This window comes from Crossiella sp. SN42 (assembly GCF_023897065.1).
Classification (GTDB): Bacteria; Actinomycetota; Actinomycetes; order Mycobacteriales; family Pseudonocardiaceae; genus Crossiella.
Genome location: NZ_JAMHIV010000013.1, coordinates 179,713 through 206,195, shown reverse-complemented (window position 1 = coordinate 206,195; position 26,483 = coordinate 179,713). Strand labels below are relative to the sequence as shown.

General features: G+C 70.5%; 25 protein-coding genes. 13 read left to right on the top strand and 12 right to left on the bottom strand.

The annotated features are described in order from the left end of the window. Positions 1-7: 7 nt before the first annotated feature. Positions 8-946, top strand: coding sequence for an ABC transporter ATP-binding protein (locus tag M8C13_RS17630; protein ID WP_252481700.1), 939 nt, complete (start codon positions 8-10; stop codon positions 944-946). After that, positions 943-1,728 carry an ABC transporter permease gene (locus tag M8C13_RS17625; RefSeq protein WP_252481699.1) on the top strand — a complete coding sequence of 262 codons (786 nt, stop codon included), beginning with the start codon at positions 943-945 and terminating at the stop codon, positions 1,726-1,728. Before M8C13_RS17630 ends, M8C13_RS17625 begins: the two co-directional genes overlap by 4 nt. A gap of 499 nt (positions 1,729-2,227) precedes the next feature. Here M8C13_RS17625 and M8C13_RS17620 read toward each other — a convergent pair whose 3' ends face one another. Continuing rightward, a complete protein-coding gene (locus M8C13_RS17620) occupies positions 2,228-2,683 on the bottom strand; it encodes a nuclear transport factor 2 family protein (protein ID WP_252481698.1) in 456 nt (151 codons plus the stop codon). Positions 2,684-2,734: 51 nt separating this feature from the next. Between M8C13_RS17620 and M8C13_RS17615 the strand changes: the two genes are divergently transcribed. Continuing rightward, positions 2,735-3,295 (top strand): CGNR zinc finger domain-containing protein, encoded by a 561-nt coding sequence (locus M8C13_RS17615; protein WP_308202811.1) that lies wholly within the window; start codon positions 2,735-2,737, stop codon positions 3,293-3,295. 97 nt (positions 3,296-3,392) lie between these two features. Here M8C13_RS17615 and M8C13_RS17610 read toward each other — a convergent pair whose 3' ends face one another. Further along, a complete protein-coding gene (locus tag M8C13_RS17610; protein ID WP_252481696.1) occupies positions 3,393-3,968 on the bottom strand; it encodes a class I SAM-dependent methyltransferase in 576 nt (191 codons plus the stop codon). 56 nt (positions 3,969-4,024) lie between these two features. Between M8C13_RS17610 and M8C13_RS17605 the strand changes: the two genes are divergently transcribed. After that, positions 4,025-4,810 carry a helix-turn-helix transcriptional regulator gene (locus tag M8C13_RS17605; protein WP_252481695.1) on the top strand — a complete coding sequence of 262 codons (786 nt, stop codon included), beginning with the start codon at positions 4,025-4,027 and terminating at the stop codon, positions 4,808-4,810. Here the strand turns inward: M8C13_RS17605 and M8C13_RS17600 are convergent. Further along, a complete protein-coding gene (locus M8C13_RS17600) occupies positions 4,800-5,858 on the bottom strand; it encodes an SDR family oxidoreductase (RefSeq protein WP_252481694.1) in 1,059 nt (352 codons plus the stop codon). The two genes, M8C13_RS17605 and M8C13_RS17600, sit on opposite strands and share 11 nt — an antisense overlap. Positions 5,859-5,926: 68 nt before the next feature. Further along, positions 5,927-6,499 (bottom strand): TetR/AcrR family transcriptional regulator, encoded by a 573-nt coding sequence (locus M8C13_RS17595; protein ID WP_252481693.1) that lies wholly within the window; start codon positions 6,497-6,499, stop codon positions 5,927-5,929. 92 nt (positions 6,500-6,591) lie between these two features. On the opposite strand from M8C13_RS17595, the gene M8C13_RS17590 reads away from it, so the two are divergent. The 4 genes from M8C13_RS17590 (at position 6,592) to M8C13_RS17575 (ending at position 11,338) form a co-directional block, all read left to right on the top strand. Further along, positions 6,592-7,389: an SDR family NAD(P)-dependent oxidoreductase gene (locus M8C13_RS17590; protein WP_252481692.1), complete on the top strand. Its 798-nt coding sequence runs from the start codon at positions 6,592-6,594 to the stop codon at positions 7,387-7,389. Positions 7,390-8,156: 767 nt separating this feature from the next. After that, on the top strand, positions 8,157-8,606 hold the full coding sequence (locus M8C13_RS17585; RefSeq protein WP_252481691.1) for a hypothetical protein: 450 nt from the start codon (positions 8,157-8,159) through the stop codon (positions 8,604-8,606). 237 nt (positions 8,607-8,843) lie between these two features. Continuing rightward, the gene (locus tag M8C13_RS45075) at positions 8,844-10,016 is read left to right on the top strand and encodes a DUF4037 domain-containing protein (protein ID WP_305883966.1); all 1,173 of its coding nucleotides are present in this window, start codon (positions 8,844-8,846) and stop codon (positions 10,014-10,016) included. A 428-nt stretch (positions 10,017-10,444) separates the two neighbouring features. Next, positions 10,445-11,338 (top strand): COX15/CtaA family protein, encoded by an 894-nt coding sequence (locus M8C13_RS17575; RefSeq protein WP_252481690.1) that lies wholly within the window; start codon positions 10,445-10,447, stop codon positions 11,336-11,338. A gap of 185 nt (positions 11,339-11,523) precedes the next feature. Here M8C13_RS17575 and M8C13_RS17570 read toward each other — a convergent pair whose 3' ends face one another. Further along, entirely contained in the window at positions 11,524-12,003 is a 480-nt protein-coding gene (locus M8C13_RS17570; RefSeq protein ID WP_252481689.1) for a MarR family transcriptional regulator, read from the bottom strand. 357 nt (positions 12,004-12,360) lie between these two features. Then, the gene (locus tag M8C13_RS17565) at positions 12,361-12,654 is read right to left on the bottom strand and encodes a hypothetical protein (protein ID WP_252481688.1); all 294 of its coding nucleotides are present in this window, start codon (positions 12,652-12,654) and stop codon (positions 12,361-12,363) included. Between the two features lie 109 nt (positions 12,655-12,763). Between M8C13_RS17565 and M8C13_RS17560 the strand changes: the two genes are divergently transcribed. The 3 genes from M8C13_RS17560 to M8C13_RS17550 all read left to right on the top strand — a co-directional run bounded on the left by M8C13_RS17560 (position 12,764) and on the right by M8C13_RS17550 (position 16,067). Further along, on the top strand, positions 12,764-13,732 hold the full coding sequence (locus M8C13_RS17560; RefSeq protein ID WP_252481687.1) for a quinone oxidoreductase: 969 nt from the start codon (positions 12,764-12,766) through the stop codon (positions 13,730-13,732). Between the two features lie 108 nt (positions 13,733-13,840). Beyond that, entirely contained in the window at positions 13,841-14,497 is a 657-nt protein-coding gene (locus M8C13_RS17555) for a TetR/AcrR family transcriptional regulator (RefSeq protein WP_252481686.1), read from the top strand. A gap of 10 nt (positions 14,498-14,507) precedes the next feature. Beyond that, positions 14,508-16,067 carry an MDR family MFS transporter gene (locus M8C13_RS17550; protein ID WP_252481685.1) on the top strand — a complete coding sequence of 520 codons (1,560 nt, stop codon included), beginning with the start codon at positions 14,508-14,510 and terminating at the stop codon, positions 16,065-16,067. A gap of 65 nt (positions 16,068-16,132) precedes the next feature. On the opposite strand, the gene opcA is transcribed toward M8C13_RS17550, so the two are convergent. Genes opcA through tkt form a run of 5 tightly spaced genes read right to left on the bottom strand, consistent with a single transcriptional unit; the run spans position 16,133 to position 23,649 of the window. Then, on the bottom strand, positions 16,133-17,284 hold the full coding sequence (opcA, locus tag M8C13_RS17545; protein WP_252481684.1) for a glucose-6-phosphate dehydrogenase assembly protein OpcA: 1,152 nt from the start codon (positions 17,282-17,284) through the stop codon (positions 16,133-16,135). Continuing rightward, positions 17,281-18,810 carry a glucose-6-phosphate dehydrogenase gene (gene zwf, locus M8C13_RS17540; RefSeq protein ID WP_252481683.1) on the bottom strand — a complete coding sequence of 510 codons (1,530 nt, stop codon included), beginning with the start codon at positions 18,808-18,810 and terminating at the stop codon, positions 17,281-17,283. The genes opcA and zwf overlap by 4 nt, the downstream gene beginning before the upstream one ends. Then, entirely contained in the window at positions 18,807-20,420 is a 1,614-nt protein-coding gene (locus tag M8C13_RS17535) for a glucose-6-phosphate isomerase (RefSeq protein WP_252481682.1), read from the bottom strand. The genes zwf and M8C13_RS17535 overlap by 4 nt, the downstream gene beginning before the upstream one ends. An 8-nt stretch (positions 20,421-20,428) precedes the next feature. After that, positions 20,429-21,544 (bottom strand): transaldolase, encoded by a 1,116-nt coding sequence (gene tal / locus M8C13_RS17530; RefSeq protein ID WP_252481681.1) that lies wholly within the window; start codon positions 21,542-21,544, stop codon positions 20,429-20,431. Further along, complete coding sequence (gene tkt, locus M8C13_RS17525; RefSeq protein ID WP_252481680.1) at positions 21,541-23,649, bottom strand: transketolase; 2,109 nt, start codon at positions 23,647-23,649, stop codon at positions 21,541-21,543. The genes tal and tkt overlap by 4 nt, the downstream gene beginning before the upstream one ends. A gap of 307 nt (positions 23,650-23,956) precedes the next feature. Here tkt and M8C13_RS17520 point away from each other — a divergent pair, with 307 nt between their 5' ends. After that, positions 23,957-24,892 (top strand): heme o synthase, encoded by a 936-nt coding sequence (locus M8C13_RS17520; protein WP_252481679.1) that lies wholly within the window; start codon positions 23,957-23,959, stop codon positions 24,890-24,892. Positions 24,893-24,979: 87 nt separating this feature from the next. Continuing rightward, positions 24,980-25,411 (top strand): hypothetical protein, encoded by a 432-nt coding sequence (locus M8C13_RS17515; protein ID WP_252481678.1) that lies wholly within the window; start codon positions 24,980-24,982, stop codon positions 25,409-25,411. Here the strand turns inward: M8C13_RS17515 and M8C13_RS17510 are convergent. Next, positions 25,379-26,362, bottom strand: coding sequence for an acyl-CoA dehydrogenase family protein (locus M8C13_RS17510; RefSeq protein ID WP_252481677.1), 984 nt, complete (start codon positions 26,360-26,362; stop codon positions 25,379-25,381). The two genes, M8C13_RS17515 and M8C13_RS17510, sit on opposite strands and share 33 nt — an antisense overlap. Positions 26,363-26,483 lie beyond the last annotated feature (121 nt).

Below are 26,483 nucleotides of genomic sequence, written 5' to 3'. Positions count from 1 at the left end.
GGCTCTCGTGCGCCCGGATCTCGACGACCCAGCTGTGGCGATCACCGGGCTGGTCAAGCGATACGGCTCGACGGTCGCGGTCGACCACCTCGACCTGACCGTCCCGCGCGGCCAGGTGCTGGCCCTGCTCGGCCCCAACGGCGCGGGCAAGACCACCACCATCGAGCTGTGCGAGGGCTTCCTCCGCCCGGACGCCGGCTCGATCCGGGTGCTCGGCCTGGACCCGGCCACCGAGGCCGACCGCCTGCGCCCGCGCATCGGCGTGATGCCCCAGGGCGGCGGCGCCTACCCCTCGGTCCGCGCCGACGAGATGCTCCGCCTGGTCGCCACCTGCGCCGCCGAGCCCCTGGACGTGGAATGGCTGCTGGACGTCCTCGGCCTGGCCGAGTCCCGCCGCACCCCGTTCAAGCGCCTCTCCGGCGGCCAGCAGCAGCGCCTGGCCCTGGCCTGCGCCATCGTCGGCCGCCCGGAGCTGGTCTTCCTGGACGAGCCCACCGCCGGCATGGACCCCCAGGCCCGCAGACTCGTTTGGGAGCTCATCGGCGCCCTGCGCGCCGACGGCGTCACAGTCCTGCTGACCACCCACCTGATGGACGAGGCGGAGAGCCTGGCCGACCGGGTAGCCATCGTCGACCACGGCCGCGTCGTCGCCGAGGGCACCCCGGCCGAACTGACCAGCGGTGAACCAGACCACCAGCAGCTGCGTTTCCGTTCATTGCCGGGCCTGAACCTGACCCTGCTGACCGCGGCCCTGCCCGAGGGCTGCCGGACCAGCGAACCCCGCCCCGGCGACTACCTGGTGGAGGGCACGATCACCCCGCAGGTGGTCTCCACGGTGACCTCGTGGTGCGCCCAGCACGGGGTGCTGGCACATGAGCTGACGGTGGCCCGCCGCAGCCTGGAGGACGTGTTCCTCGACCTGACCGGACGGGAGCTGCGCTCATGACCGCCACCATCCGATTCGCCCCAGGCACCTTCCGCCCCAACCCGGCCCCCGGCGCCCCCCTGCGCATGCTGGCCGCCCAGTCCGGCACCGAGCTGCGCCTGCACCTCCGCCACGGCGAACAGGTCCTGCTCACCCTGTTGATCCCCCTGGCTCTGCTCATCGGCCTCACCCTGCTGCCGATCCTCCCCCTGGCCGAACCCCGGGTAGCCACCATCGCCCCCAGGATCATCGCCCTCGCGGTCATGTCCTCAGCCTTCACCGGCCAAGCCATCGCCCTGGGCTTCGACCGCCGCTACGGCGTGGTGAAAAGGCTGGCCGCCACCGGCGTGCCCCGCTGGATGCTCCTCTCCGGCCGCATCCTCGCCGTCCTGGGCGTGGTAGCCGTGCAACTCCTGCTCATCACCCTGGTGGCCACCGCCCTCGGCTGGCGCCCCGCCCTCGCAGGACTCCTCCCGGCGCTACTGCTGACCCTCCTGGGCGCCCTCACCTTCGCCGCCCTCGGCGTCCTCCTGGGCGGAGCCCTCCGCGCCGACATCGTCCTGGCCCTGGCCAACATCATCTGGTTCGCCCTCCTCCTCGGCGGCGGCGTGGCCCTGCCCACGGCCCAACTCCCTGGCGCCTGGGCCGACATCGCCACCTACCTCCCCACCGCTGCCCTGGCCGACAGCCTGCACACCATCACCGCCACCGGCTCCTGGCCCAGCGCCCACCCCGTCCTGGTGCTCGTGGTGTGGGGTGCCGCAGCCACCACCCTGGCCTGCCGCACCACCAAACTCAGCTGACCCACACCACCACAAGCCCGCCCCCGCCCAGGCAATCTCCACCGCCTAGGCAGCCCACTCACCCGGACGCCCTCAGCCCGGCATCCCCAAACCGATGCCCTCAGCTATCCCCGGTGAACTCGCCCAACTCCAGCGACCCCACGCCGTCCCCGGTTCCCAAGTCCGACTCAGCCAGCCTCCGCGAACAGCCACGCCCCCTGCCCCGACGGCCTGGCCGACCGAGCCAACCGCCCACCTCAGGGCGCGCAGCAACTGCTCAACCCAGCTCCAGCCCGCCGCACCGCCCAGCCAAACCGAGCCATCCGCGCCGCCCTAGGCGAACCCAGCCTCTTTGGTCGCCCACATGGCGCTCTGCCCCCCCTGCCCGTGCCCTCTGCCCCTGTCTCCGCCCGCCTGCCCGTGCCCCTCGGCCCCCTGCCCCTCTGCCCGTGCCCGCATGTCCGCATGTCCGCATGTCCGACTTTCCTACCCACACTTCCCGCCCGACCCGCCTACCCTGTCACCGCAGCGGAATCCCCTGTCCGCGCTCGCTCTCCGGCCGGGGCCCGAAGATCCGCCGCTCCGACTCCGCGATGGCCACGTCGTTGATGCTGGCCTCCCGCCGCCGCATGTACCCCTCGTCGTCGAACTCCCAGTTCTCGTTGCCGTAACTGCGCCACCACTGCCCCTGCGCGTCCCGCCACTCATACTGGAAGCGCACCGCGATCCGGTTCCCCGCGAAGGTCCACAGGTCCTTCCGCAGCGCGTACTCCTGCTCCCTCTCCCACTTCCGGGTCAGGAACTCCTCGATCTCCGCCCGACCGGTGACGAACTCAGACCGGTTGCGCCACACCGAGTCCGGCGTGTACGCCGCCGCCACCCTGGCCGGCTCCCTGGTGTTCCAGGCGTCCTCAGCGGCCTGCACCTTCTGCCGGGCGGTGGCTTCGTCAAACGGGGGAACCGGCGCACGAGTCATCGAAAACTCCACCTCTATCTGACGGATTGAACCAACTTCAACCGTGAGAACGTGATACTTCCCGGTGAGCCGCTCCCGGTACACCTGATGAACACCATCTGGGCCAACCGCAACGGCATTCACGACACCCTGGCCACCCTGGACTCCCTCCGCGGCTGGCTCGCTGTCGTACACGACGACGCCACCGCGCAACGGATCACCGAGGACGATATCCCCTACTTCCACACTCTGCGCAACGCCCTGCGCCGCCTGGCCGCCCACCGCACCGACGACCCGCGCGCCCGAGCCACCACCAGTCCGCTCACCCCGCACCAGGCGGTGGCGATCATCAACCGCGCCATCACCCAATCCTCCACCAGCCCTCAGCTGTCCCTGGCGGACAACACCCTGAGCAGCACCACCACCAACAAGGGCACCCTCACCGCTCAAACCCTGGCCGCCTTCGCCACCCAGTCCATCCCGGTGCTCACCACCGCACCCCTGCACGCCTGCCTGGCTCCGGCCTGCGTCATCTACTTCACCAAGGACCACCCCCGCCGCGAATGGTGCTCAACCACCTGCGGCAACCGGGCCCGGGCCGCCCGGCACTACCACCGCCGCAAGCCCTCCTGACCACTCCCGCGCGCCCACCTCGCCCAACGGCACCACCCGAGGCCCGCGCCCACCAGCGCCTCCGCCGGTCCGGTCACGGCCCCACGTCAGACCGCTGTCACGACAAGGGTTTACGGGCACGGAACCGGAACGACCGGCCAGACACCGCGGTCAGCCAGATGTCCCGGAACCCCACCGCCCGGAGCCGTGGCGCGAGTGTGTCCGGATTGACCGGGACGTAGGTGTCGTTCAGGTGGATGAGCCAGAAACCCAGGCTCGGCACCCCGTCCATCCCGGCGAACGTGCCACCCGGCCGCAACACCCGGAATGCCTCGGCGAACACCCTGTCCTGCAAGGCCACCGACGGCACGTGGTGCAGCATGGTAAAACTACCGACCCCGGTGAAACTGTTGTCCGGCAACGGAATCGCCGCTCCGTCGCCCTCCAGCACACGCACCTGGTCACCGAGCCGAGCTCGCAGCCCACGCGCCAGCTCGACATCGATCTCCACCGCGGTCAGCCTCGGCACCCGCGTCGCCAGGGCCACGGTCGTCGCGCCGTAACCCGGGCCGATCTCCAGCACATCCGTGCCCAGATCGACGCCGTCCAGCGCCCACGGGATCATGTCGCGGGCCACCGCCCGAGCCCACAGATCCGAACGGCACAACCAGCGGTGATAGCGGTTCATCGGCATGTTCCCGACACTAGGAACCACCCTGCGGTGACCGCTACGAGCTAACCTGCCAACTGATGTCGCCATCCAGACAGGCCACGCCCATGCTGGTGCCCGCCTCGGGAGCGGTGCTGGTCGGCAGCTTCGACTTGCCCCTCGGCACCCGCTTCGACTGGCACCTGCACCCGGTGCACCAGCTCGCCTGGGCCGCCAGTGGAGTCCTGGCCGTGACGACGCCGGACGGCACGTGGGTGCTGCCGACCAACCGCGCGCTGTGGCTGCCCGCGGGCGTCGGGCACAGCACCGCCGCGATCGGCAGCGCGACCATGCGGAGCCTCTACCTCGCCCCTGCTGCCTGCCCACCGGACTGGCCGGCGACCTGGGCGCGGCCGACCGTGGTCGCCGCCCCGCCGCTACTGCGCGAGCTGATCCCCTACCTGGGCCAGGAAACCCTGTCCCCGCAGGCACGAGCCCGCGCCGAGGCGGTGGTCTTCGACCTGCTGGAGCCGCTGCCGGTGACCACCCTGGCGGTGCCCAGCCCACATGATCCGCGCACCCGGGCGATCAGCACCGCCCTGACCGCCGACCCGGCCGACCCACGCACCCTGGGCGAGTGGGGCCGCCAGGTCGGCGCCAGCGAGCGAACCCTGGCACGCCTGTTCCGCACCGAGACCGGCCTGCCGTTCGGCCGGTGGCGAACCCAACTGCGAATCCAGGCCGCGCTTCCGTTGCTGGCACACGGAATCGCGGTGTCCACAGTGGCCAGACGCGTTGGTTACGAGAGCACCAGCGCGTTCGTGGCCGCCTTCCGCGCCGCGGTCGGCCTGCCGCCCGGCCAGTACTTCGGCCGGATCAGGGAATGACCCGCCGTTTGCGCATCTCTGTGAAGATGTCAAAGAACATCCGCTCGGTCTCCACGTATCGATGGAACCCGAATCGCCGCGCCTTGGATCCGTCGGCGAACATGTCGTAGTCCCACGAGAACACGAAGTCCCCGAAGGCCCACGAGGACACCTCGCGGTAGCTGTGTCCAGCCAGTCCGTGCACCTCGGTCATCTTGTCCCACAACGGTTCCTTGTCAGCCATTACCGTGGTCAGCGACATCTGCAATGGCGGCGCGACCGGCAACTCGAAGTAGTCGGCGATCTTCGGCCACAGCTCGCTCCACCGGAACAAGTCACCGTTGTTGATGTTGAACGCCTGGTTGGCGCACGCCGGATCCGTTGCCGCCCACACGGTCGCCTCGGCCAGCAACCCCGCGTCGGTCATCTCCAGCAGCGCGTCATAGGCACCCGGCTTGCCAGGGAAACGCAGCGGCAGGCCGAGTTCCTTGGAGATCGAGGCGTACACCGCGATCACCATGGCCAGGTTCAGCGGGTTGCCGAGCCCGAACCCGGCGACCACCGACGGACGAATCGCCGACCAGGTCCAGCTCTTGCCGGCCTGGCGCCGCACCAGGAAGTCCTGCTGGTCCACGTTGAACTCCGGCGGCATGTGGCCAGCGTCGTCCTCGCGGGCCGGGGTCTTGAACGGCCCGAGGTGCGCGCCGTAGACCTTGTAGCCTTGCATGAGGCTGATGTGTTCGAGTCCGGCCGCGACCGGCTCGATCGCCTCGACGACGTTGACCAGCATCGCCAGGTTCGGCGCCACCAACTCCGCCCAACTCGGACGGTCCTGGTAGGCGGCGTAGAAGACGTGCGTCACCGAATCGAACTCGGCCAGCTTCTCTCGCGTGTCCGCCGGATCCAGCAGATCAACCGCGACATACCGCAGCCGTTCCCGGTCAGTGCCGCCCCGTCGGGACAGCCCGATCACCTCCCAGTCCCCGAGTTCGAGCAAATGCTCGACCAGGTTGCCGCCGATGACGCCGTTCGCGCCGACGACCAACGCGACCTTCCCCGCAGTGCTCATGGGGAGATCTTCGGATCACTTCAGCGATGAGTCCAACTCTTCGTTCTCATGCTTGTCATGAGAAGAACTCATGCCGCACGCAGGCCGTCCAGCAGCACCGCCAGCAGCCTGCGCCAGGCGTCGGACTCGGAGTCCTTAGTGGCCAACACAATCGGCCCGAAGGACAGGACGAACAACCCGATGTCTCCGGCACTGACATCGGCTCGCAACGACCCTTCCTCATGAGCACGTTCGACCAAATCACCCAGCGACTGCTTCAGGTGCCCCTGACACGCCTCCACCGCGGACTCCGCCACGGTGAGGCCGTCCAGGAAAGCCCGGTTGGCGGCCATCAACTCGATCGTGTGCTCGATAAGGGCACGAAGCCCGTCCCATGCCGCGGTCGAGTTCCGAGCAGCGGCGGCGCGCTGCTCCCACTCGACGATCTTCGCCTCCAGTGCCGCCTCGACCAGCGACTTCTTCGTGCTGAAGTGGCGATAAAGAGTACCCATGCCCACATCAGCAAGTCGGGCGATCTCCCGGACATCCACTTCCAGCCCGCGCTCCCGGAACGCCTCCGTGGCCGCATCGAGGATCTGGGCCCGGTTCCGCGCAGCATCGGCCCGGAGTGGCTTGGTTCCCGCATTGTCCGCCGCACTCATTCCTCCACTCTAGTCGCCAACTGGAGCATCTGCTCCGCCTCTGCTAGGTTGACTATACGGAGCAGCTGCTCCCTTGCAAACGAGAGGACGCCATGGCCACCACAGTGATCTCCGGCGGCACCGACGGCCTGGGTCGCGCACTGGCCCAACACCTGCTCCGAGCAGGTGAAACGGTCGTGGTGATCGGCCGGGACGTCGAGAAGTTCAAGACGCTGGCGGCCACTCGCGCGCACTTCGTCCAAGCCGACCTGCGCCTACAGCGGGAGGCGGAGCGGGTCGCCGCCCACATAGCCAGCGAGCCCCCGAGGATCGACACCCTGTTCCTGGCCGCCGCCCATGTGGCCCGTTCCCGCACGCTGACCACCGAGGGCGTCGAACACAACCTGGCCCTCTACGCCCTCAGCCGCCACATCCTGGCCACCGCCTTGCTCCCACAGCTGAGCGCTTCGCCGCGCCCGGTCATCATCAACACCTCAGTCCCGGGAGCGCCCAAGACGGCCATGCGCTGGCAGGACCCCAGCCTGGCGAACAACTACAACTGGCGGGCGGCCAACCAGCAGAGCCGACGCGCCAACGAGCTGTCCGCGCTCTTGCTCACCAAGGCCGAGCCCCGGCTGAAGTACGTGCTGTACAACCCACTGTTCGTCCGGAGCAGCCTCTCCGGCGACCTCTCCCCGGTCCATCGCCGGATCATCCGGGTCCTGTTCCGATTAGCGCCCTCCCCGGAACAGGCACTCACCCCGATCTTGGACCTGCTGACCACCCCACCGAGGAGCCGCCTGTCGGCATACACCAGGAAGAAACGTTTGCCCCTGGAGGTGACCCCTGATGACCACGCCGAGGCACTCCGCTGGGAGGCGCTGACCACGTACCTCCGAACCCGCATCTAACCAATCGGGACAACGAAGATCACCGCAAGGAGGCACCTGGAACGACACCGTCGAGCTGTCGGCGTGCCGGCACCACGCCACCAACTCGACCACAAATAAGCGGTTCCGCGGTCCACACGCCGCGGCTTCCCCGCCCAACGGCGCACCCCAGCCGACGAGAGCGACTGGCGAGCAAGCGGGCGATCCCACGGCGAACCAGACGCTGACGCCCCACCCTACGAAGCCCGGACAACTACGTGATCGAGAAAGGTGGTGTGACCGGATAACCCGACGCGCACCGAAGTCGTGGAACCGCCTGGGCGCCCAGGCGACAACTCCAGCGAGTGTGCCGCGCAGCTCCACGGGTGAACGGCAGCTCCACCCGAGGCCGCCAGGACGACGAAATAGGACCACGGCTCTAGAGAACCTTGGGAGGCAACGTCATTGAGCCTTAGGCCAGTCGTCACATCGGCGACGACCGGATGGAGGCATGACCGTGGTGACCGTGAACGATCTGGCGTGGTGGCGTTCCTGGCGTGACCGCCAGGTGCATGCCTTCATCGTCAGTGGACTTGACCCACGACAGCCGCCGGTTGAGTTGACCGCGATCTGCGGGCACCGCGCGCCGACGACCGCCGTGGAACCACGGAGCGCGGGCATGCCCTGCGTACTGTGCATCGCCCGCGCACCGGTAGGTGAGGAACCTTGATCTACGGGACTTTTCCCTACCTGCTGTCCGGAGCCTGCAACCCCTGACTCGGCGGTTGTCCGGGAGCAGAGTTCCTGGCATGACGCAGACACTGGTTGCCCCGCAGATTGTGCCCGTCGCCGTGCGGCGAGCGGCCGCGTTGTGGTTCGTCGCGGTGGGCGCAGGCGTGGTCGAGACCGTGCTCGGCATGATTGAGCACCAGCCCACGTTCGCCGAAGCCGTTGTGCCCGTGGGAGTTCGCATCGCGGTTACCGCGGTCCTGGTCCCGATCATCCTGGCCCTGCACCGAGGCCGTGGGTGGGCGCGGATCGCGCTGGCGTTGCTGCTGGGCGTGCTGGGCATGCTGTCCCTGGTAGTCGAGCCGATCTCGTGGCTGGCCGAGGGCAACGACCCAATCGCCGTCTTCGCGGGCGCCGATGCTGGATTCCTGATGTTCGCCGCGGTTCGGGCACTGCACATCGTGGCAGTGCTCGGGGCATCGGCGTTGATGTTCGCGCCCGGAGCCAACGCCTGGTTCCGGCGGCGCTGAATGCCGGCCGCGCCTGATCGCCGGGGCCGGAGCAGTCGACGGAACGGCTGCATCGGACAGGGAAACGCGCCCAGAGAGGGGCTGTAACTGGAGGGGGCTGCATCCCCGGCTCGGGGCTCGGGGCTCGGGGCTCGGGGCTCGGGGCTCGGGGCTCGGGAAGCATGCTCCTGGAGAAGACGGCTGCGGCACGGGAAATCCAGTCGCTGCTCGCCGAGGGGGCAGCGCACGATGCTGGGCATGGACTCCGCGTTCGTTCCCGGGTTGGAGCTGTCTCGGCGGTACTACTGGGAGGTGGTCGAACCGTTGCTGCGCAGGCACTTCGGGGACCTGCCCCACACCGCGGCGCGAATCGGCAGTGGCTCGGAGGTGCTTGGGTTCGACACCGAGCGGTCCGCGGACCACGAATGGGGGCCTCGGCTGCAGTTGTTCCTGGACGCGCAGGATGGTCGGCGATTCGGCGAGTCGATCCGGGTGATGTTGGCTGAGCGGTTGCCGAAGGAGTTCCTGGGGTTTCCGACGCATTTCGAGTCGACCGAGGATCAGGGCGTTGGCGTCATGCGGCTCACCGAGGGGACGGTGAATCACCGCGTTGAGGTCAGCGGACTTGGTGACTGGTTCGGACGGATGTTGGGGTTTGATCCACGGGTGGCGGTCTCGACCGGGGATTGGCTTGTCACGCCTACGCAGACGCTGGCGGAGATCACTGCCGGAGCGGTCTTCCATGACGGGCTCGCGGAGCACAGCGGTGCGGGCGGCGAGCGCGCGGATCGCGCAGACCCGGTGCAGCTAGGCGCGGATCGGCGGAGCGCGGAGTCGGCGTGGGCTGGGGACTTGGGGCGGGCTCGGGAGCGGTTGCGATGGTACCCGGCGCAGGTGTGGCGGTTTGTGTTGGCGCGGCAGTGGGGGCGGGTGGCTGAGGAGGAGGCGTTTGTCGGGCGGTGCGGGGAGGTTGGGGATGAGGTTGGGTCCGCGGTGGTCGCGGCGCGGGTGGTTCGGGACCTGATGCGGTTGTGCCTGTTGATGGGGCGGCGGTATCCGCCCTATGGCAAGTGGTTGGGGAGTGCGTTTGGGCGGCTGCCGGTTGCGGCGGAGTTGGCGCCGGTGTTCCGGGAGGTGCTGGCGGCGCGGGACTGGCGGGAGCGGGAGGCGGGGCTGGTTCGGGCCTACGAGGTTGTTGCGGGGGAACACAATCGGCTGGGGTTGACCGAGGTGGTTGATCCGGCTGTGCGGGGGTATCACTCGCGGCCGTTCCGGGTGTTGCGAGCAGACCGGTTCAGCGCGGCGTTGTTGGCCACTGTGACGGATCCGGGGTTGCGAGGGCCGGGGGCCGTCGATCAGTGGGCGGACAGCACGGCGTTGCTCACTGACCGGGAGCTGAGCCGGCGGGTGGGGTGGAGCGCTATTACGTAGCCCGGCGACAGGTGGCGGGGTGGGGCGGCCTACCATCGGGTGCCGTGCCTCCCATTGACGCCGAGCCGCCAGCCAACTCTGACGCCAGCCCATCGAGGGCCGCCGCGCCGTCGAAGGACGCGGGGTCAGCCACAGGTGCGTCGCGGGGCGGGGACGCGAAGGAACAGAGATCGGCAAGCGAGCCGGGGGAACCCGGAGCGGCTACGGGCGACATCAGCGCTGGCGGCGAGGCTGGGGCTGGAACTGGGGCCAGGGCCGGGGCCGACGGCGGGGCCGGGGCGGGGGCGAGCAGCGGGGCTGAGGTCAGCGCTGGAGCTCGGGCTGGGGCCACGACTCGAGCGGCGGCCGGGGTTCGGGGGGAGGCTGGAGGTGCGGCTGACGCTCAAGGGAAGTCTGCGCCTTCTTGGGGTTTGACCAGGGGTTTTCTGGTGACGAACCTGGTTTTGCAGGTGGTGATCGCGGTCACCGGGTCGGTGGTTCGGGTTACCGGGTCTGGGTTGGGGTGTCCTACTTGGCCTAACTGCTTTCCCGGGAGTTTGGTGCCGATTGAGCATCCGGAGTTTGCCTGGTTCCACCAGTGGATCGAGTTCGGGAACCGGCTGCTCAGTGGGGTGGTGGGGCTGGTCGCGCTGCTCTGCTTCGTGCTGGTCTGGTTGCACCGGCCTCGGCGGCAGCGGCTGACGCGACTGGCGGCGGCCACGCTGCTGGTGACCATCAGCCAGGGGGTTATCGGCGGGATCACCGTTCTGGCGGGGCTGGTCTGGTGGACCGTGGCCGGGCACTTCCTGGTGTCGATGGTGTTGGTGTGGCTGGCCGTGTTGCTGGTGCGGGCGCAGTTCGAGAGCGATGACGCGGTGCGGCCCCTGGTGCCCGCGGCGTTGCGCCAGCTGCTGGTGGTGAGCACCGTGGTGCTCGGCGGCGTGCTGGTGGTGGGCACCATGGTGACCGGGGCGGGGCCGCACGCTGGGGACGCGGAGACGGCTCGGTTGAACGTCTCGGTGTCGGGGTTGGCGCAGGCGCATGCCGATCTGTTGTTCCTGTACCTGGGGTTGTTGATCGCCTTTGGGTTCGCGTTGCGGGCAGTGGGGGCGCCTCGTGGGGTGTGGCGGGCCTACGCGTGGTTGATCGTGACCGTGCTCGCGCAGGGGTCGATCGGGATGGTGCAGTACCTCACCGGGGTGCCGGAGGCGTTGGTGTCGCTGCACGTGCTGGGGGCGGCGTTGGTGACGCTGGCCATGGGCAATGTGTGGGCGGCGACCGGGGATCGGGGCGTGGCGGCTGGGCGGCCGGAACTGGTCGCGGAGGACGCTCGGCGGGGCTGACCGTCGGAGCAGGTGGCTTGCCGGGCGGGCAAGCGGCCGGGCAGGCGGGCAAGGGACCGGGCCGGTGGGTAAGCGGCCGGACCGGTGGGTAAGCGGCCGGACCGGTGGGTAAGCGGCCGGACCGGCGGGGCGAACGGTCGGCCGACAGGGCGAACGGCCGGGGAGGCGGGGCGGAACGGCGCGGGTCAGCGAGGTTTGGCGGCGGACCACTTGGCTGGGAGTTCGGCCACTTCGGTGGCCAGCCAGCGGTAGTAGGCGTCGACGATGCGCAGGCGTTGCGCCCGGTCGCCCTGGCCACTGAGCAGGCGGAGACCCTCGTGGGTCAGTTCGTTGACCGCGGCGATGGCTTCCAGGCGCTGGAGCATGACCTCGGCCCAGGCTTCCGCGCGGACCTGGTAGACGGCGGCTTCGCGGCCTCGGCGGGTTGTTTTGCTCACCAGGCCGCGGGCCATCAGCAGGCGGACGTTGGTGCTGACCGAACCGCTGCTGGCGGACAGGGCGGCGGAGAGTTCCGCGGCCGTGCGTTCTGGGGGGTCGCAAATAAGTAGGAAGCCCAGGATTCGGCCGGCGATGAGGGGCATGCCCTCCTGGGCTTCGAACTTGGCCGCGAACGTTTCGATCCAGTCGGACGGCTGGCGACCACCAGTGCGGCTGATGTCGGACACCGTGGGACCTCCCCATTTTCTTCAGTTGGAACTGAAGGGATGGTAGCAATGGAGATGCCTGGGTGTGCGGAAGTGATCGTGGAGTGTTGGGCGGACAGGAGAGGACAGGACAGGAGAGGGCCGGATCGGCCGGGCCAGGGCAGGGCGGGACGCGGGACGGGTGGGACGCAGGGGCGGGGTCGGGCACGGGGCCAGGCGGACCGGGCCGGGGTGAGGCGCGGAACGGGGTGGGACGCAGGGCGGGGTCGGGCGCGAGGCGGGCCGGACCGGGCCGGGGTGAGGCGGGCCGGGCCGGGTGAGGCACGGAACGGGGTGGAACGCGGGGTGGGGTCCGCGCGGGGTGGGGTCGGGCGTGGGTCAGCCGCGGGCTCGGGGGCCTGCCATCTTTCGGCGGTGGGCGGGGCCGATCTTGGTGGCGGCGATGGTCTCGCGGTCCCATTCCTTGCCGTCGAGGCCTTCGACCTTGGCGACCAGGGCTTCGCCGGTGGCGACGTCGGGGACGATCACGTCGCCCAGGGCTCCGTCGTCTCCGACCAGGACTACGCGGACGCCGGCTCGGCCGATGTTCTCCACAACGGCGCGGGCGGACTTCCCGTGGGCAGCGACAAACGCGGTGGCGGCGGCGACCGCGGCCTTCGAAGGCTCACTCACCCGGGTCACTCTAGCCGCTGGGACCGCCAAGTTCGGCGTGCGGGAACACGTCCGTGACCGCTTCTGTTGGCAACAGTGACCGGCGAAGATCAGGTGAGAGGTGCGGTTCATGCGAGCGGTGCAGGTACAGGCATACGGTGGACCCGAGGTGCTGGTGGCGGCCGAGGTGGCCGATCCGGTCGCCGGGCCGGGGGAACTGCTGGTCAGGGTGGCCGCCAGCGGGGTCAACTACATCGACACCTACCACCGCACCGGCGTCTACCCCGTGCCGCTGCCGTTCACCCCCGGCCTGGAGGGCGCGGGCGAGGTGGTCGCGGTCGGTGATGGGGTCACCGAGCACTCCGTGGGGGCGCGGGTGGCCTGGGGCTCGGCGATCGGGTCCTATGCCGAGCTGGTCGCGGTGCCCGCCTCGGCGGTGGTGCCGGTGCCGGACGGGGTCGACCTGGTGGTGGCCGCCGGTTCGATGTTGCAGGGCATGACCGCGCACTACCTGACCACCTCCACCTACCCGGTGCAGGCCGGGGACGACGTGCTGGTGCACGCGGCCGCGGGCGGCATGGGGCTGCTGCTCACCCAGTTCGTCAAGGCCAAGGGCGGGCGGGTGATCGGCACCGTGTCCACCGCGGAGAAGGAGAAACTCGCCCGTGAGGCCGGGGCGGACGAGATCATCCGGTACACCGAGGCCGATGTGGCCGAGCAGGCCCGGGCGCTGACCGGCGGGCGCGGGGTGGCCGTGGTCTACGACGGGGTGGGGGCCTCGACCTTCGACGCGAGCCTGGCCAGCCTGCGGCCGCGCGGGGTGCTCGCGCTCTACGGCGCGGCCAGCGGGCAGGTGCCGCCGGTGGACCTGCAGCGGCTCAACCAGGCCGGGTCGGTGTTCGTCACCCGGCCCAGCCTCGGCCACTACACCGCCAACCGCGAGGAGCTGGTGTGGCGGGCCTCCGAGGTGCTCACCGGGGTGGCCGACGGCTCGCTGAACATCCGGATCGGCGCGCGGTACGCCCTGAGCGAGGCGCGGCAGGCGCACGAGGACCTGGAGGGGCGACGCACCACCGGGAAGGTGCTGCTCCTGGGCTGATCTCGGCCTCTTCGGCGCCCCCTGGTCCGTGCGGGCCGGGGGGCGCTGTCGTCTGCTTCACAGTCTGAAACTTTGCAGACTGTGAAGTTTTCTGGTTTCTTGGTTGTTGTGACGAGCACCGACCGACCGCTGGGACTGCGGGAGCGCAAGCGGCAGGAGACCCACCGGGCGCTGGCGCTGACCGCGCTCGAACTCGTCGCCGAGCGCGGGCTGGACCAGGTGACGGTGGAGGACATCGCCGGGGCGGTCGGCGTCTCCTCGCGCACCTTCTTCAACTACTTCGGCACCAAGGAAGACGCCGTCACCACGCCCTACCCCGACCACGCCAGCCGGGTCGAGCGCGGCCTGGAGCGGCTGCGGGAGCTCTCCCCCGAGTCCGGACCGCTGCTCGCGCTGGTGCGTTCCTGGCGGCCGGACCTGGAGCGGATCGACGCCGACCGGGACGAGTGGCTGCTGCGGATGACCGTGTGCACCCGCTACCCACAGCTGCTGGCCCGCAGCGCCGCGCTGCAGTCCGACGACGAGCAGCGGCTGATCGAGGGGATCGCGCGCTGGTGCGGCCTGCCCGCGGAGTCGCTGTACCCGGCGCTGCTGTTCTACACCGCCGGTGGCGCGATGCGCTCGGCGCTGCGCCGCTGGTACCGGATAGACGGCGCCGAGTCGCTGGCCGAGCTCGTGGACACCGCCTGCGCCGCGCTGGAACGCGGCCTCCCCCTGCCTGCCGACGCGACCCCGCGCGGCGGACCGATTTCCCTTGGCAACTAAGGACAAACCAATGACTGTGACCGCTGCGGCGCCGGAACCGGCGACCGCGGCGACGAACCGGAGTGCGGTGTTACAAGCGCTCTCCGGCCTGATGATGGGCATGTTCGTCGCCATCCTGGCCTCGACCGTGGTGGCCAACGCGTTGCCCCGGATCATCTCCGAACTGGGCGGCTCCCAGGCCAGCTACACCTGGGTGGTGACCACCGAGCTGCTGGCGATGACCGCCACGGTTCCGTTGTGGGGCAAGCTTTCCGACCTCTACAGCAAGAAGCTGCTGATCCAGCTCTCACTGGGCCTGTTCGTCATCGGCTCGCTGGTGGCCGGGTTCGCCACCAGCATGGACGTGCTGATCATCAGCCGGATCGCGCAGGGCGTCGGCGCGGGCGGGCTCACCGCGCTGGCGCAGGTGATCATGGCCGCGATCCTCTCGCCGCGGGAGCTGGGCCGCTACTCCGGGGTGTTCGGCGCGGTGTTCATGGTCGGCACGGTGGCCGGTCCGCTGATCGGCGGCGTGCTGGTGGACACCTCCTGGCTGGGCTGGCGCTGGTGCTTCTTCCTCGGCGTGCCGCTGGCCGTGGCCGCGATCATCCTGTTGCAGCGCACGCTGAACCTGCCGGTGGTCCGCCGCGAGGTCAAGGTCGACTACCTGGGCGCGTTCCTGATCACCGCGGGCGTCTCGCTGACCCTGGTGTGGTCCTCGCTGGTGGGCAAGCAGTTCGAGTGGATGTCCACCGCCACGCTGGGCCTGCTCGGCGGCGGCCTGCTGATCCTGGCGCTCGCGGTGTTCGTGGAGTCGCGGGTGGCCGAGCCGATCGTGCCGCTGACCATCTTCCGCAACCGCACCGTCACGCTGGCCACGGTGGCCAGCTTCCTGGTCGGCGTGGCCATGTTCGGCGGCACCGTGTTCCTCTCGCAGTACTTCCAGTTCGCGCTGGGGCACTCGCCGACGGTGGCCGGGCTGCTCAGCCTGCCGATGATCGTGGGCATGCTGGTCTCCTCCACCATCGCCGGGCAGCTGATCAGCCGGACCGGGCGGTGGAAGCACTTCCTGGTCGCGGGCGCGTCGCTGATGACCGCGGGGCTGGCGCTGCTGGGCACCATCGACGCGCACACCAGCCTGGTGCTGCTCGGCACGTACATGGTGCTGCTCGGGGTCGGCGTGGGCATGCTGATGCAGAACCTGGTGCTGGCCGCGCAGAACGACGTGCCTGCCAAGGACCTGGGCACGGCGACCTCGGTGCTCTCCTTCTTCCGCAGCCTGGGCGGCACCATCGGGGTGAGCGCGCTGGGCGCGGTGCTGGCGAGCAACGTGGGCAGCACGCTGTCGGCGAAGCTGGGCGCGGGCGCGGCGCTGCCGGGCGGTGGTGAAGGGGTGCCGAACCTGGCGCTGCTGCCCGAGCCGGTGAAGGCGGTGGTGCAGGAGGCCTACGGCACGGCCACCGGGGAGCTGTTCCTGATCTCCGCGCCGATCGCGGTGCTGGTGGTCGTGGCAGTGGTCTTCCTCAAGCCGATCCCGTTGAAGACGCAGAGCGGGCTGGACCGGCTGGCCGCCGAGGCCGCCGCGGACTGAGCCGAAGACGACTGTGGCGTTCCCGCGCGGTGCGGGAACGCCACAGTCGTTTCAGGACAACGGGATCAGGCTTCGGCCTTCTTCACGCGCTTCGGCTTGGCCGGGGCCTTGGCCTCCGGCTTCGGCTCGGCCTTGGTCTCGGCCTTGCCGTTGGCCTTCGGGTCCGCCTTGGCGGCAGGCTTCGGCTCGGGCTTGGCGGCCTCGGGCTTGGCCTCGGCCTTCGCGGCGGGCTTGGGCTCCGCCTTGGCCGCGGGCTTCGGCTCGGCCTTGGCGGCGGGTTTGGCCGCGCGCTTGGCGGTGGGCTTGACGACCTTGGCCAGGCCCTTGAGCGTGTGCTCGTAGATCTCGTCCGGGTCCAGCCTGCGCAGCTCCTCGGCCAGGCAGTCGCGGACCTCGCGGCGTTGCAGCGCCACCCGGCGTTCCGGCTGACCGGCCTGGGTGAGCAGGCCGACCTTGCCGTCCGGCCGGACCAGCTCCACCTTGCCCGAGCGGCGTTCCAGCACCACCGAGCAGATGCCCTGGCCGTCGGCGGACTTGGCCCGCTCGACCGGGATCTTCAGGCTGGCGGCCAGCCAGGCGGCCAGCAGCTCGGTGGACGGCGAGTCGCCCGCGCCGGTCACCACGGCCGCGGTGACCTTCTCATACGGCGGCAGGTCCAGTGCCGCGGCGAGCACGGCCCGCCAGCTGGTCAGCCGGGTCCAGGCCAGGTCGGTGTCGCCGGCCACGTGCGCCTTGCGGCGCTGTTCCAGGGCCTTGATCGGGTTGCGCTCGGCGGCGGCGTCGGTGATCCGGCGCTGGGCGAGCTTGCCGATCGGGTCCTGGGACGGGACCGCGGGGGCGGCGAAGGGCCACCAGGCGACCACCGGGGCGTCGGGCAGGAGCAGCGGGATGGTACAGCTGGCTCCTTCCTCGGCCAGCGGGCCGTACAGGCGCAGCACGATGACCTCGCTGGCCCCGGCGTCGCCGCCGACCCTGATCTGCGCGTCCAGCCGGGGCGCGGCCTTGCGCGCGCCCCTGGCCAGCACGATCACCCGGCAGGGGTGTTCGCGGCTGGCGTCGTTGGCCGCGTCGATGGCCTCCTCGGTGCGCTCGCCGTCGTCGGTGACGATGACCAGGGTCAGCACCCGCCCGAGCGCCACCGCGCCGCCCTGCTCGCGCAGGTCGACGAGCTTCTTGTTGACCACCGAGGTGGTGGTCGAGGGCAGGTCGATGATCACGGTCGCCTCCAGTGACGTCCGGTGCGGGCCATCATCTCCTCGGCGGAGTCCGGGCCCCAGGTGCCCGCGGCGTACGGTTCGGGCTTGCCGTCGCGCTCCCAGAACTTGAGCACCGGCTCCAGGATCTCCCACGAGGTCTCCACCTCGTCGTTGACCGGGAACAGCGACGGCTCGCCGAGCAGCACGTCCAGCAGCAGCCGCTCGTAGGCCTCGGGGCTGGACTCGGTGAAGGCGTGGCCGTAGCCGAAGTCCATGGTCACGTCGCGGATCTGCATCGAGGTGCCCGGCACCTTGGAGCCGAACCGCATGGTGATGCCCTCATCCGGCTGGACCCGGATGACCAGCGCGTTCTGCCCCAGCTCCTCGGTGGAGGTGGAGTCGAACGGCAGGTGCGGGGCGCGCTTGAACACCACCGCGATCTCGGTGACCCGCCGGCCAAGGCGCTTGCCGGTGCGCAGGTACCACGGCACCCCGGCCCAGCGGCGGTTCTTGACCTCCACGGTCATCGCCGCGTAGGTCTCGGTGATCGAGTCCTTGGCGAAGCCGCCCTCCTCCAGCAGGCCGGGCACCTTCTGCCCGCCCTGCCAGCCGCCCACGTACTGCCCGCGCGCGGTGGTCTCGGCCAGCGGCTCCATCGGCGCGGTGGCCGCGAGGACCTTGGCCTTCTCCGCGCGCAGGTCCTTGGGCGCGAAGGAGCTGGGCTCCTCCATCGCGGTCAGCGCGAGCAGCTGCAGCAGGTGGTTCTGGATCACGTCGCGGGCCGCGCCGATGCCGTCGTAGTACCCGGCGCGACCACCGAGGCCGATGTCCTCGGCCATGGTGATCTGCACGTGGTCGACGTAGTTGGCGTTCCAGATCGGCTCGAACAGCTGGTTGGCGAACCGCAGCGCCATGATGTTCTGCACGGTCTCCTTGCCGAGGTAGTGGTCGATGCGGAACACCGACTCCTCGGGGAAGACCTCGTTGACGATCCGGTTCAGCTCGCGCGCGCTGGCCAGGTCGTGGCCGAACGGCTTCTCGATGACGACCCGGCGCCACTGGTCCGGGGCCTGCTCGGACAGGCCGGAGCGGGCCAGCTGCTTGCACACCGTGGGGAACGCGCCGGGCGGGATGGACAGGTAGAAGGCGTGGTTGCCGCCGGTCCCCCGCTGCTCGTCGAGCTCCTTGATGGTGGCGGCGAGCCGGTCGAAGGCGTCGTCGTCGTCGAAGGTGCCCTGCACGAACCGGCAGCCCTCGGCCAGGGAGTCCCACACCGACTGGCGGAACGGGGTGCGCGCGTGCTGCTTGACCGCCTCGTAGACGACCTGCTCGAAGTCCTGGTTCTCCCACTCGCGGCGGGCGAACCCGGTGAGCGCGAAACCGGGCGGCAGCAGGCCGCGGTTGGCCAGGTCGTAGATGGCGGGCATGAGCTTCTTGCGGGACAGGTCACCGGTCACGCCGAAGATCACCAGGCCGCAGGGGCCGGCGATCCGGGGTAGCCGCTTGTCCCTGGGGTCCCGCAACGGGTTCTGCCATTGCCGACTCACTCAGCGACCTCCTGGACGGCCTTGACCACGTGCGCCAGACCGGCCGCGCGGTCGGTAAGGTGCAGGCGCAGCACCGGGCGGCCGTGCTCGGCGAGCACCGAGCCGTCGCCCTTGGCCTGCGCCAGCTGGAGCACGCTGAGGGTGTACGGGCGCTCCGGCACCTCCAGGTCCTGCTCGTTCGCGCCGGTCAGCTGGAGGAAGACGCCGTTCTGGTGTCCGCCCTTGTGGTACTGGCCGGTGGAGTGCAGGAACCGGGGGCCCCAGCCGAAGGTGGTCTGCACGCCGAAGCGCTTGGCCAGCTCGGGCCGCAGCACCGCGGCGGAGGCGTCGTCGAGCCGGTCCAGGTAGGCCTGCACCGACAGGTAGCCGTGCTCGGGCAGCGCGGCCTTGAGCGCGCGCAGCGCCTCGGCCACCGTGCCCGCCCCGGCCAGGAAGTCGCCCGCGGCGTAGACCTCGACCGGGCCGTCCACAAAGGACGGATCAGCCGCTTCGCCGGTGGGCGCGTCCAGCAGCGCGCGGGCCGCCTTCTTCGCCGCTTCCACGTCGGGCTGGTCGAAGGGGTTGATGCCGAGCAGCCGCCCGGCCACCGCGGTGGCGTACTCCCACAACAGGAACAGCCCGCCGAGCGGACCCGAGGTGGTGATCTGGGCGCCGGGCGTGCCGGGGGCGATGCCCACGGTGGTGGCGTCCTCACCGGCGTCGGCGAAGCCGGGCGCGCCCGGGTTCTCCACCGCCACCGGCAGCAGGCCGGTGCCGTTCTTGCCGGTGGACTCCGCGACCAGCTGCTCGGCCCAGTCGCCGAAGCCCTTGATGCCGGAGTCGGTGTCGGTGAGCACCACCTTCTCCGCGCCGCGGGCGTGCGCCGCGCCGAAGGCCGCGGCCAGGCGCAGCGCCGGGTTGTCCGCGCGGTCCTGGGACAGCACGGCCGCCGCGGCGGCGGCCTCGTCCAGCAGCCTGGCGATGTTCGCCCCGGCCAGACCGGCCGGGACCAGCCCGAACGCGGTCAGCGCGGAGTAGCGGCCGCCCACGTTCGGATCGGCCAGGAACACCTTGCGGTAGCCCGCCTCGGCGGAGAGCTTCTCAAACGGGGAGCCGGGGTCGGTGACCACGACGATCCGGCTGGCCGCGTCGATGCCGTTGTCGGCGAAGGCCTTGGCGAAGATCCGCCGGTGGCTGTCGGTCTCCACGGTCCCGCCGGACTTGGAGGAGACCACGATCACGGTGCGGGACAGGTCACCGGCCAGCGCGTCGGCCACCTGGCCGGGGTCGGTGGTGTCCAGCACGACCAGCCGCACTCCGGCGGTCTCGCAGATCACCTCCGGCGCCAGCGAGGAGCCGCCCATGCCGGCCAGCACCACCCGGTCCACGCCGTCGGCGTGCAGCTCCTGGCGCAGCTGGAGGATCTCGGCGACCAGCGGCCGGGAGCTCTCGTGCAGCGTGGTCCAGGACAGCCGGATGGCGGCCTCGGACTCGGCCTCAGGACCCCACAGGGTGGCGTCCTGGGCGGTGAGCTTGCTCGCGACCTGTTCCTCCGCGAGCTGCGCCGCCAACGGTTCCGCTTCGGCGTTCAGTCCACTGTGGACGATCTCAACCGAGATCTGCTCGGTCATCTGTGGTCTCAGCCCTTCGCGCGTGCGAGCTGGTCGGTGACGGTCTGCAGCAGTTCTTCCCAGGACTTCTCGAACTTCTCCACGCCTTCCCGCTCCAGCACCGCGTAGACGTCGTCCACGTCGATGCCGGCCTCGGTGAGGGCGTCGAAGAGCTCCTGGGCCGCCTCGGCGGTGCCGCGCACGGTGTCGCCCTCGATCCGGCCGTGGTCCTCGACCGCGAACAGGGTCTTCTCCGGCATGGTGTTGACCACGTTCGGCGCGACCAGCTGGTCCACGTACTGGGTGTCGGAGTAGTTCGGGTCCTTCACCCCGGTGGAGGCCCACAGCGGCCGCTGCGGCCGGGCGCCCTGCTGCTCCAGGCGCTGCCAGCGCTCGGAGGCGAAGACGTCCTCGTAGGCGGCGTAGGCCAGCCGGGCGTTGGCGATGGCGGCCTGGCCACGCAGCGCCTGCGCCTCGGGCGTGCCCTTGTCCGCCAGCCGCTTGTCGATCTCGGTGTCCACCCTGGAGACGAAGAAGGAGGCCACCGAGGCGATCGTGGACAGGTCGTGGCCGTTGGCCTTGGCCTGCTCCAGCCCGGTGAGGTAGGCGTCCATCACGTCCAGGTAGCGGGCCACCGAGAAGATCAGCGTGACGTTGACGCTGACGCCTTCGGCCAGGGCCCTGGTGATGGCGGGCAGACCCTCGACGGTGGCCGGGATCTTGACCATCAGGTTGGGCCGGTCGACCGTCTTCCACAGGTCGAGGGCCTCGGCGGTGGTGCGCTCGGTGTCGTGCGCCAGGCGCGGGTCGACCTCGATGGAGACCCGGCCGTCCAGGCCGTCGGTGCCGTTGTAGACGCCGCGGAAGACGTCGCAGGCGTTGCGCACGTCGGCGGTGGTCAGCTCGCGCACGGCCTGGTCCAGGTTCGCGCCGCGCGCGGCCAGCTCCCGGACCTGCTCGTCGTAGGCCTCGCCCTTGGACAGGGCGGCGGCGAAGATGGTCGGGTTGGTGGTCACGCCGACCACGTGCTGGTTCTCGATCAGCGAGACCAGGTTGCCGGTGTTGAGCCGCTCCCTGGACAGGTCGTCGAGCCAGATGGAGACGCCGGCCTCGCTCAGCGCGGCCAGTGGGCTCTTGGCAGTCACTTGTTTCCCTCCACTCGCGCGATGCTGCGCTGTGCCGCGGCGACCACGGCGTCGTCGGTCAGGCCGAACTCGCGGTACAGCGTCTGGTAGTCCGCCGAGGCGCCGAAGTGCTCGATGGAGACGATCTCCCCGGCGTCGCCGACGAAGCGGTGCCACGGCTGGGCGATACCCGCCTCCACCACCACGCGCGCCTTGACCGCGGGCGGGATCACCTGGTCGCGGTAGTTCTGCTCCTGCTGGTCGAACCACTCGACGCACGGCATGGACACCACACGCGCGGGAACGCCGCCGTCCTGCAGGATCTTCCTGGCCGCGACCGCGATCTGCACCTCGGAGCCGGTGGCGATCAGCACAACCTTCGCCTCGCCACCCTCGGCTTCGGCCAGCACGTAGCCGCCCTTGGCCACGCCCTCGGCGTCGGTGCCTTCGAGGGTGGGCACGTTCTGCCGGGTCAGCGCCAGGCCGGTGGGGCCGTCCTGGGTCTCCAGGACCTTCTTCCAGGCGAAGGCGGTCTCGTTCGCGTCGGCCGGGCGGACCACGGACAGGCCGGGGATGGCGCGCAGCGCGGCCAGGTGCTCGATCGGCTGGTGGGTCGGGCCGTCCTCGCCCAGGCCGATGGAGTCGTGCGTCCACACGTAGATGACCGGGGACTTCATCAGCGCGGCCAGGCGCACCGCGGGGCGCATGTAGTCGCTGAAGACCAGGAAGGTGCCGCCGTAGGGGCGGGTTGGGCCGTGCAGCGCGATGCCGTTGAGGATGGAGCCCATCGCGTGCTCGCGGATGCCGAAGTGCAGCGTCCGCCCGTACGGGTTGGCCTTCCAGGTCTTGGTGGAGCTGCTCTCGGGGCCGAAGGAGTCCGCGCCCTTGATGGTGGTGTTGTTGCTCTCGGCCAGGTCGGCCGAGCCGCCCCACAGCTCGGGCAGCACCTCGCCGATGGCGGCGAGGGTGTCGCCGGAGGCCTTGCGGGTGGCCACGCCCTTGGCGTCGACCGGCCAGCTCGGCAGCTTGGCCGCCCAGCCCTCCGGCAGCTCCTTGCGGACCAGGCGGTCGTAGAGGGCCTTGCGCTCGGGGTTGGCCTCGGCCCAGGCGTCGAAGCCCTTCTGCCACTCGGCCTTGGCCGCCTCGCCGCGCTTGACCACCTCGCGGGCGTGGGCGAGCACGTCGGCGTCGACCTGGAAGGTCTGCGCCGGGTCGAAGCCGAGGATCTCCTTGACCTTGGCGACCTCGTCCTCGCCGAGCGCGGAGCCGTGGATCTTGCCGGTGTTCTGCTTGGTCGGCGCGGGGAAGCCGATGATGGTGCGCAGCAGGATGAACGAGGGCTTGCCGGTCTCGGCCTTGGCCGCCTCGAGGGCCTGCAGCAGGCCGTCGACGTTCTCGCCGCCGAGCACGGTCTGCACGTGCCAGCCGTAGGCCTCGTAGCGCTTGGCCACGTCCTCGGACAGGGCGATCGCGGTGTCGTCCTCGATGCTGATCTGGTTGTCGTCGTAGATCACCACGAGGTTGCCGAGCTGCTGGTGGCCCGCGATCGAGGACGCCTCGGAGGTCACGCCCTCCTCGATGTCGCCGTCGGAGGCGATCACGAAGACGTGGTGGTCGAACGGGCTCTCACCAGGTGCGGCGTCCGGGTCGAAGAGACCTCGCTCACGCCGGGCGGCCATGGCCATGCCGACCGCGGAGGCCAGGCCCTGGCCCAGCGGGCCGGTGGTGATCTCCACGCCCGGGGTGTGCCGGTGCTCCGGGTGGCCCGGCGTGGCCGAGCCCCAGGTGCGCAGCGCCTTGAGGTCGTCCAGGGTCAGGCCGTAGCCGGAGAGGTAGAGCTGGATGTACAGGGTGAGGCTGGAGTGCCCGCAGGAGAGCACGAAGCGGTCGCGGCCCGGCCAGTCCGGGTCGGCCGGGTCGTGCCGCATGGCCCGCTGGAACAGCGTGTACGCGGCGGGGGCCAGGCTCATCGCGGTGCCGGGGTGGCCGTTGCCCACCTTCTGGACCGCGTCGGCGGCGAGCACCCTGACCGTGTCGACCGCGCGCTTGTCCAGCTCGGTCCAGTCGGCGGGAAGGTGTGCGGTGGTCAGCTCGGCGATGGTGACGGAGTCCTCTGAACCGGACACTTGACGCTGCTCCCAACTTGGTTGCCATAGCGGCGGAACCGGCGGACTGACCAGCCCCGAACCGTTGTTTTCCCTCTTTCGGCTCAGCCTAGTCCTTCGGCTGGCAGCTCACCGGACTCGATCCAGATGTTGGCGCGCCCGGACCCCCGTGCGCGCCCCGCTTAGGTAGCGCGGCTACCATCCGATGGGACCCGCAGCTGGGTCTCCCCGAACCTGACGAGGATCTACCCGGCCCGCCCCACCCATCCGCAGCGGCCGGGCCGATGAGGAGCGAGATGCCGCCGGTGACCGTGGTCAAGAGGGTCCGATGAGCGCCACCCTCGACGCGCCACCGCAGCGCCCCCTCGCCAGGGTCAAGACCACCGTCGGGGCGTACGTGGCCCTGACCAAGCCGCGGATCATCGAGCTGCTGCTGGTGACCACCATCCCGGCCATGCTGCTGGCCCAGCGGGGCATCCCGAGCGTGTGGCTGGTGCTGACCACGCTGGTCGGCGGCACCATGGCCGCGGGCAGCGCGAACGCGCTCAACTGCGTGGCCGACGCCGACATCGACGCGGTGATGAAGCGCACCAAGTCCCGGCCGCTGGCCAGGCACGCGGTGCCCACCCGCAACGCGCTGATCTTCGGCATCGTGCTCGGCGTGGCCAGCTTCGGCTGGCTGTGGGCCACCACGAACCTGCTCTCCGCGATCCTGGCGGTCGGCGCGATCCTGTTCTACGTGCTCATCTACACGATGGTGCTCAAGCGCCGCACGGCGCAGAACATCGTGTGGGGCGGCGCGGCCGGGTGCATGCCGGTGGTGATCGGCTGGTCCGCGGTGACCAACTCGGTGGACTGGCCCGCGCTGGTCATGTTCGGCGTGATCTTCTTCTGGACCCCGCCGCACTTCTGGGCGCTGGCCATGAAGTTCAAGGACGACTACGCCGCGGCCGGGGTGCCGATGCTGCCGGTGGTGGCCACCCCGGTGCAGGTGGCCAAGCAGATCGTCATCTACTCCTGGGTGATGGTGGCCTGGTCGCTGCTGCTCGCGCCCGCCACCAGCTGGCTCTACACCGGCGCGGCGGTGCTCGCCGGGGCCTGGTTCCTGCTGCTGGCGCACCGGTTGTACAAGGCGGTGCGGGACGGCGAGCCGGCCAACCCGATGAAGCTGTTCCACATGTCGAACACCTACCTGACCGCGGTGTTCGTGGTGCTCGCGGTGGACTCCGCGATCGGCCTGCCGGTGCTCGGCCTGCCGTTCTGAGCCACCCGTCCGGGCTGTGATCCAGCCGACACGGCCTGACCATCGCCCGAGGGCGTCCCCGGAGTGTTCGCACTTCGAGGAGGTCCGATGCACCGCAACACCCCCGATTCGGCCGCGGTGGCCGCCGCCGGGATCGCCACCCACGCGTTCAACCATCTGACCGTGGTGGTGCAGGACGTGTGGCGCTTCATAGCCGAGCCGGCCGCCGCGGGCGTCAATCCCGGCACCGTCTACCACCCGATCAGCGCGGTGCTGTACGTGTGGCTGGCCACGGTGGTCTACCGGGGCCGGAACTGGGGGCGGATCGCGATCACCGTGCTGCTCGGCTTCCAGGCGGTCGGCCGGTACTTCGTGTTCCTGGCCTACCCGGACCTGGAGGTGCGGGCGGACCTGGTCTGCGGATGGGCGCTGTCGGCGTTTGTGCTGGTCCTGCTGTGGGGACCGGCCCGGCGGCACTTCGCGTCGGCGGTGCGCGGCGCGGGCGGGTCAGCACTGGGTCAGCCTGTTCAGCAGGGCTGACCGGATGGCCGGCCGGGAGCCGAACAGCAGCAGGAAGGTGGCCTCGCGGACCAGGCGCTGGGCGTCGGAGCCGGGCAGCAGGCTGCGGCTGCCCTGGTGCACCGCGCAGGCGTTCGCCGCGCGCAGGGCCAGCTCCGCGCCCGCGGCACGGGCCAGTGGCACGTCCTCCGGCGCGGCGGTGTGCAGTTGGGCGCGGGCCGCGTCGAGCTGATCGGGCAGCGTGCCAGCCGCGTCGCCGAGCAGGGTGATCGCGCGGCCCGCGACGCCGAGGGCGAGGGCGCCGTTGAAGCGCTGGGACTCGGCGTCGCCGGTGAGGTGCTCGGCCTGCGGGACGGTGTGCACCACCCGCTCGTGCGGCACGAAGCAGCCGTCGAAGGTGAGGGTGACCGTGCGGCTGGCCTGGACCGCGAGCAGGTCGAGCGGCGCCACCGACAGGGTGTCGCCTGCCACCGCGTCGAGCAGGGCGAAGACCAGCACGTCCTGCTCGTCGCGGGCGGCCACCTGGAGCAGGTCGACCATGCCCCAGCCGGAGACCCAGGGCGCGCTGCCGTCGAAGCGGTAGCCGCCCTCGACCGGTTCGGCGCGCAGCAGCGGCGGGCCGGGGCGCACCGCCGCGCCGACCGCGATGCCCGCGCGGCGGCGGCCCGCGGTGAGCTCGGCCAGGTAGGTCTCGCGCAGGGCCTGGTTGGCCGAGCGGTCCAGGGCGCGCACCGGGCCGTGGTGTTGCAGCCAGACGAACGTGGTGCTCAGGCAGCCACCGGCCAGGATCTCCACCAGCCGAAGCACCGAGGAATAGTCCTCGATGTCCAATGTGGACAGTCCGTGGAAGCCGTTGTCCGCCAACAGGTCCAGGTGGCTGACAGGCACCCGGTCGGCGGTGTCCACCGCGTTCGCCGCCGGGAACAGCACGGTGTCGGCGATCTCCGCGGCCGTGCGCAGCGCCTGGCTCATGACTTCCCCCGATATTCGGTTGCCTGCCCAATCCGGACTCTGGTCTGCTGCGCAGCCTAGGGCTGCCAGCCCCCGACCTAGGAGATGATCATGCGTCCCTCGTTCGTGTGCCACCGGGAAG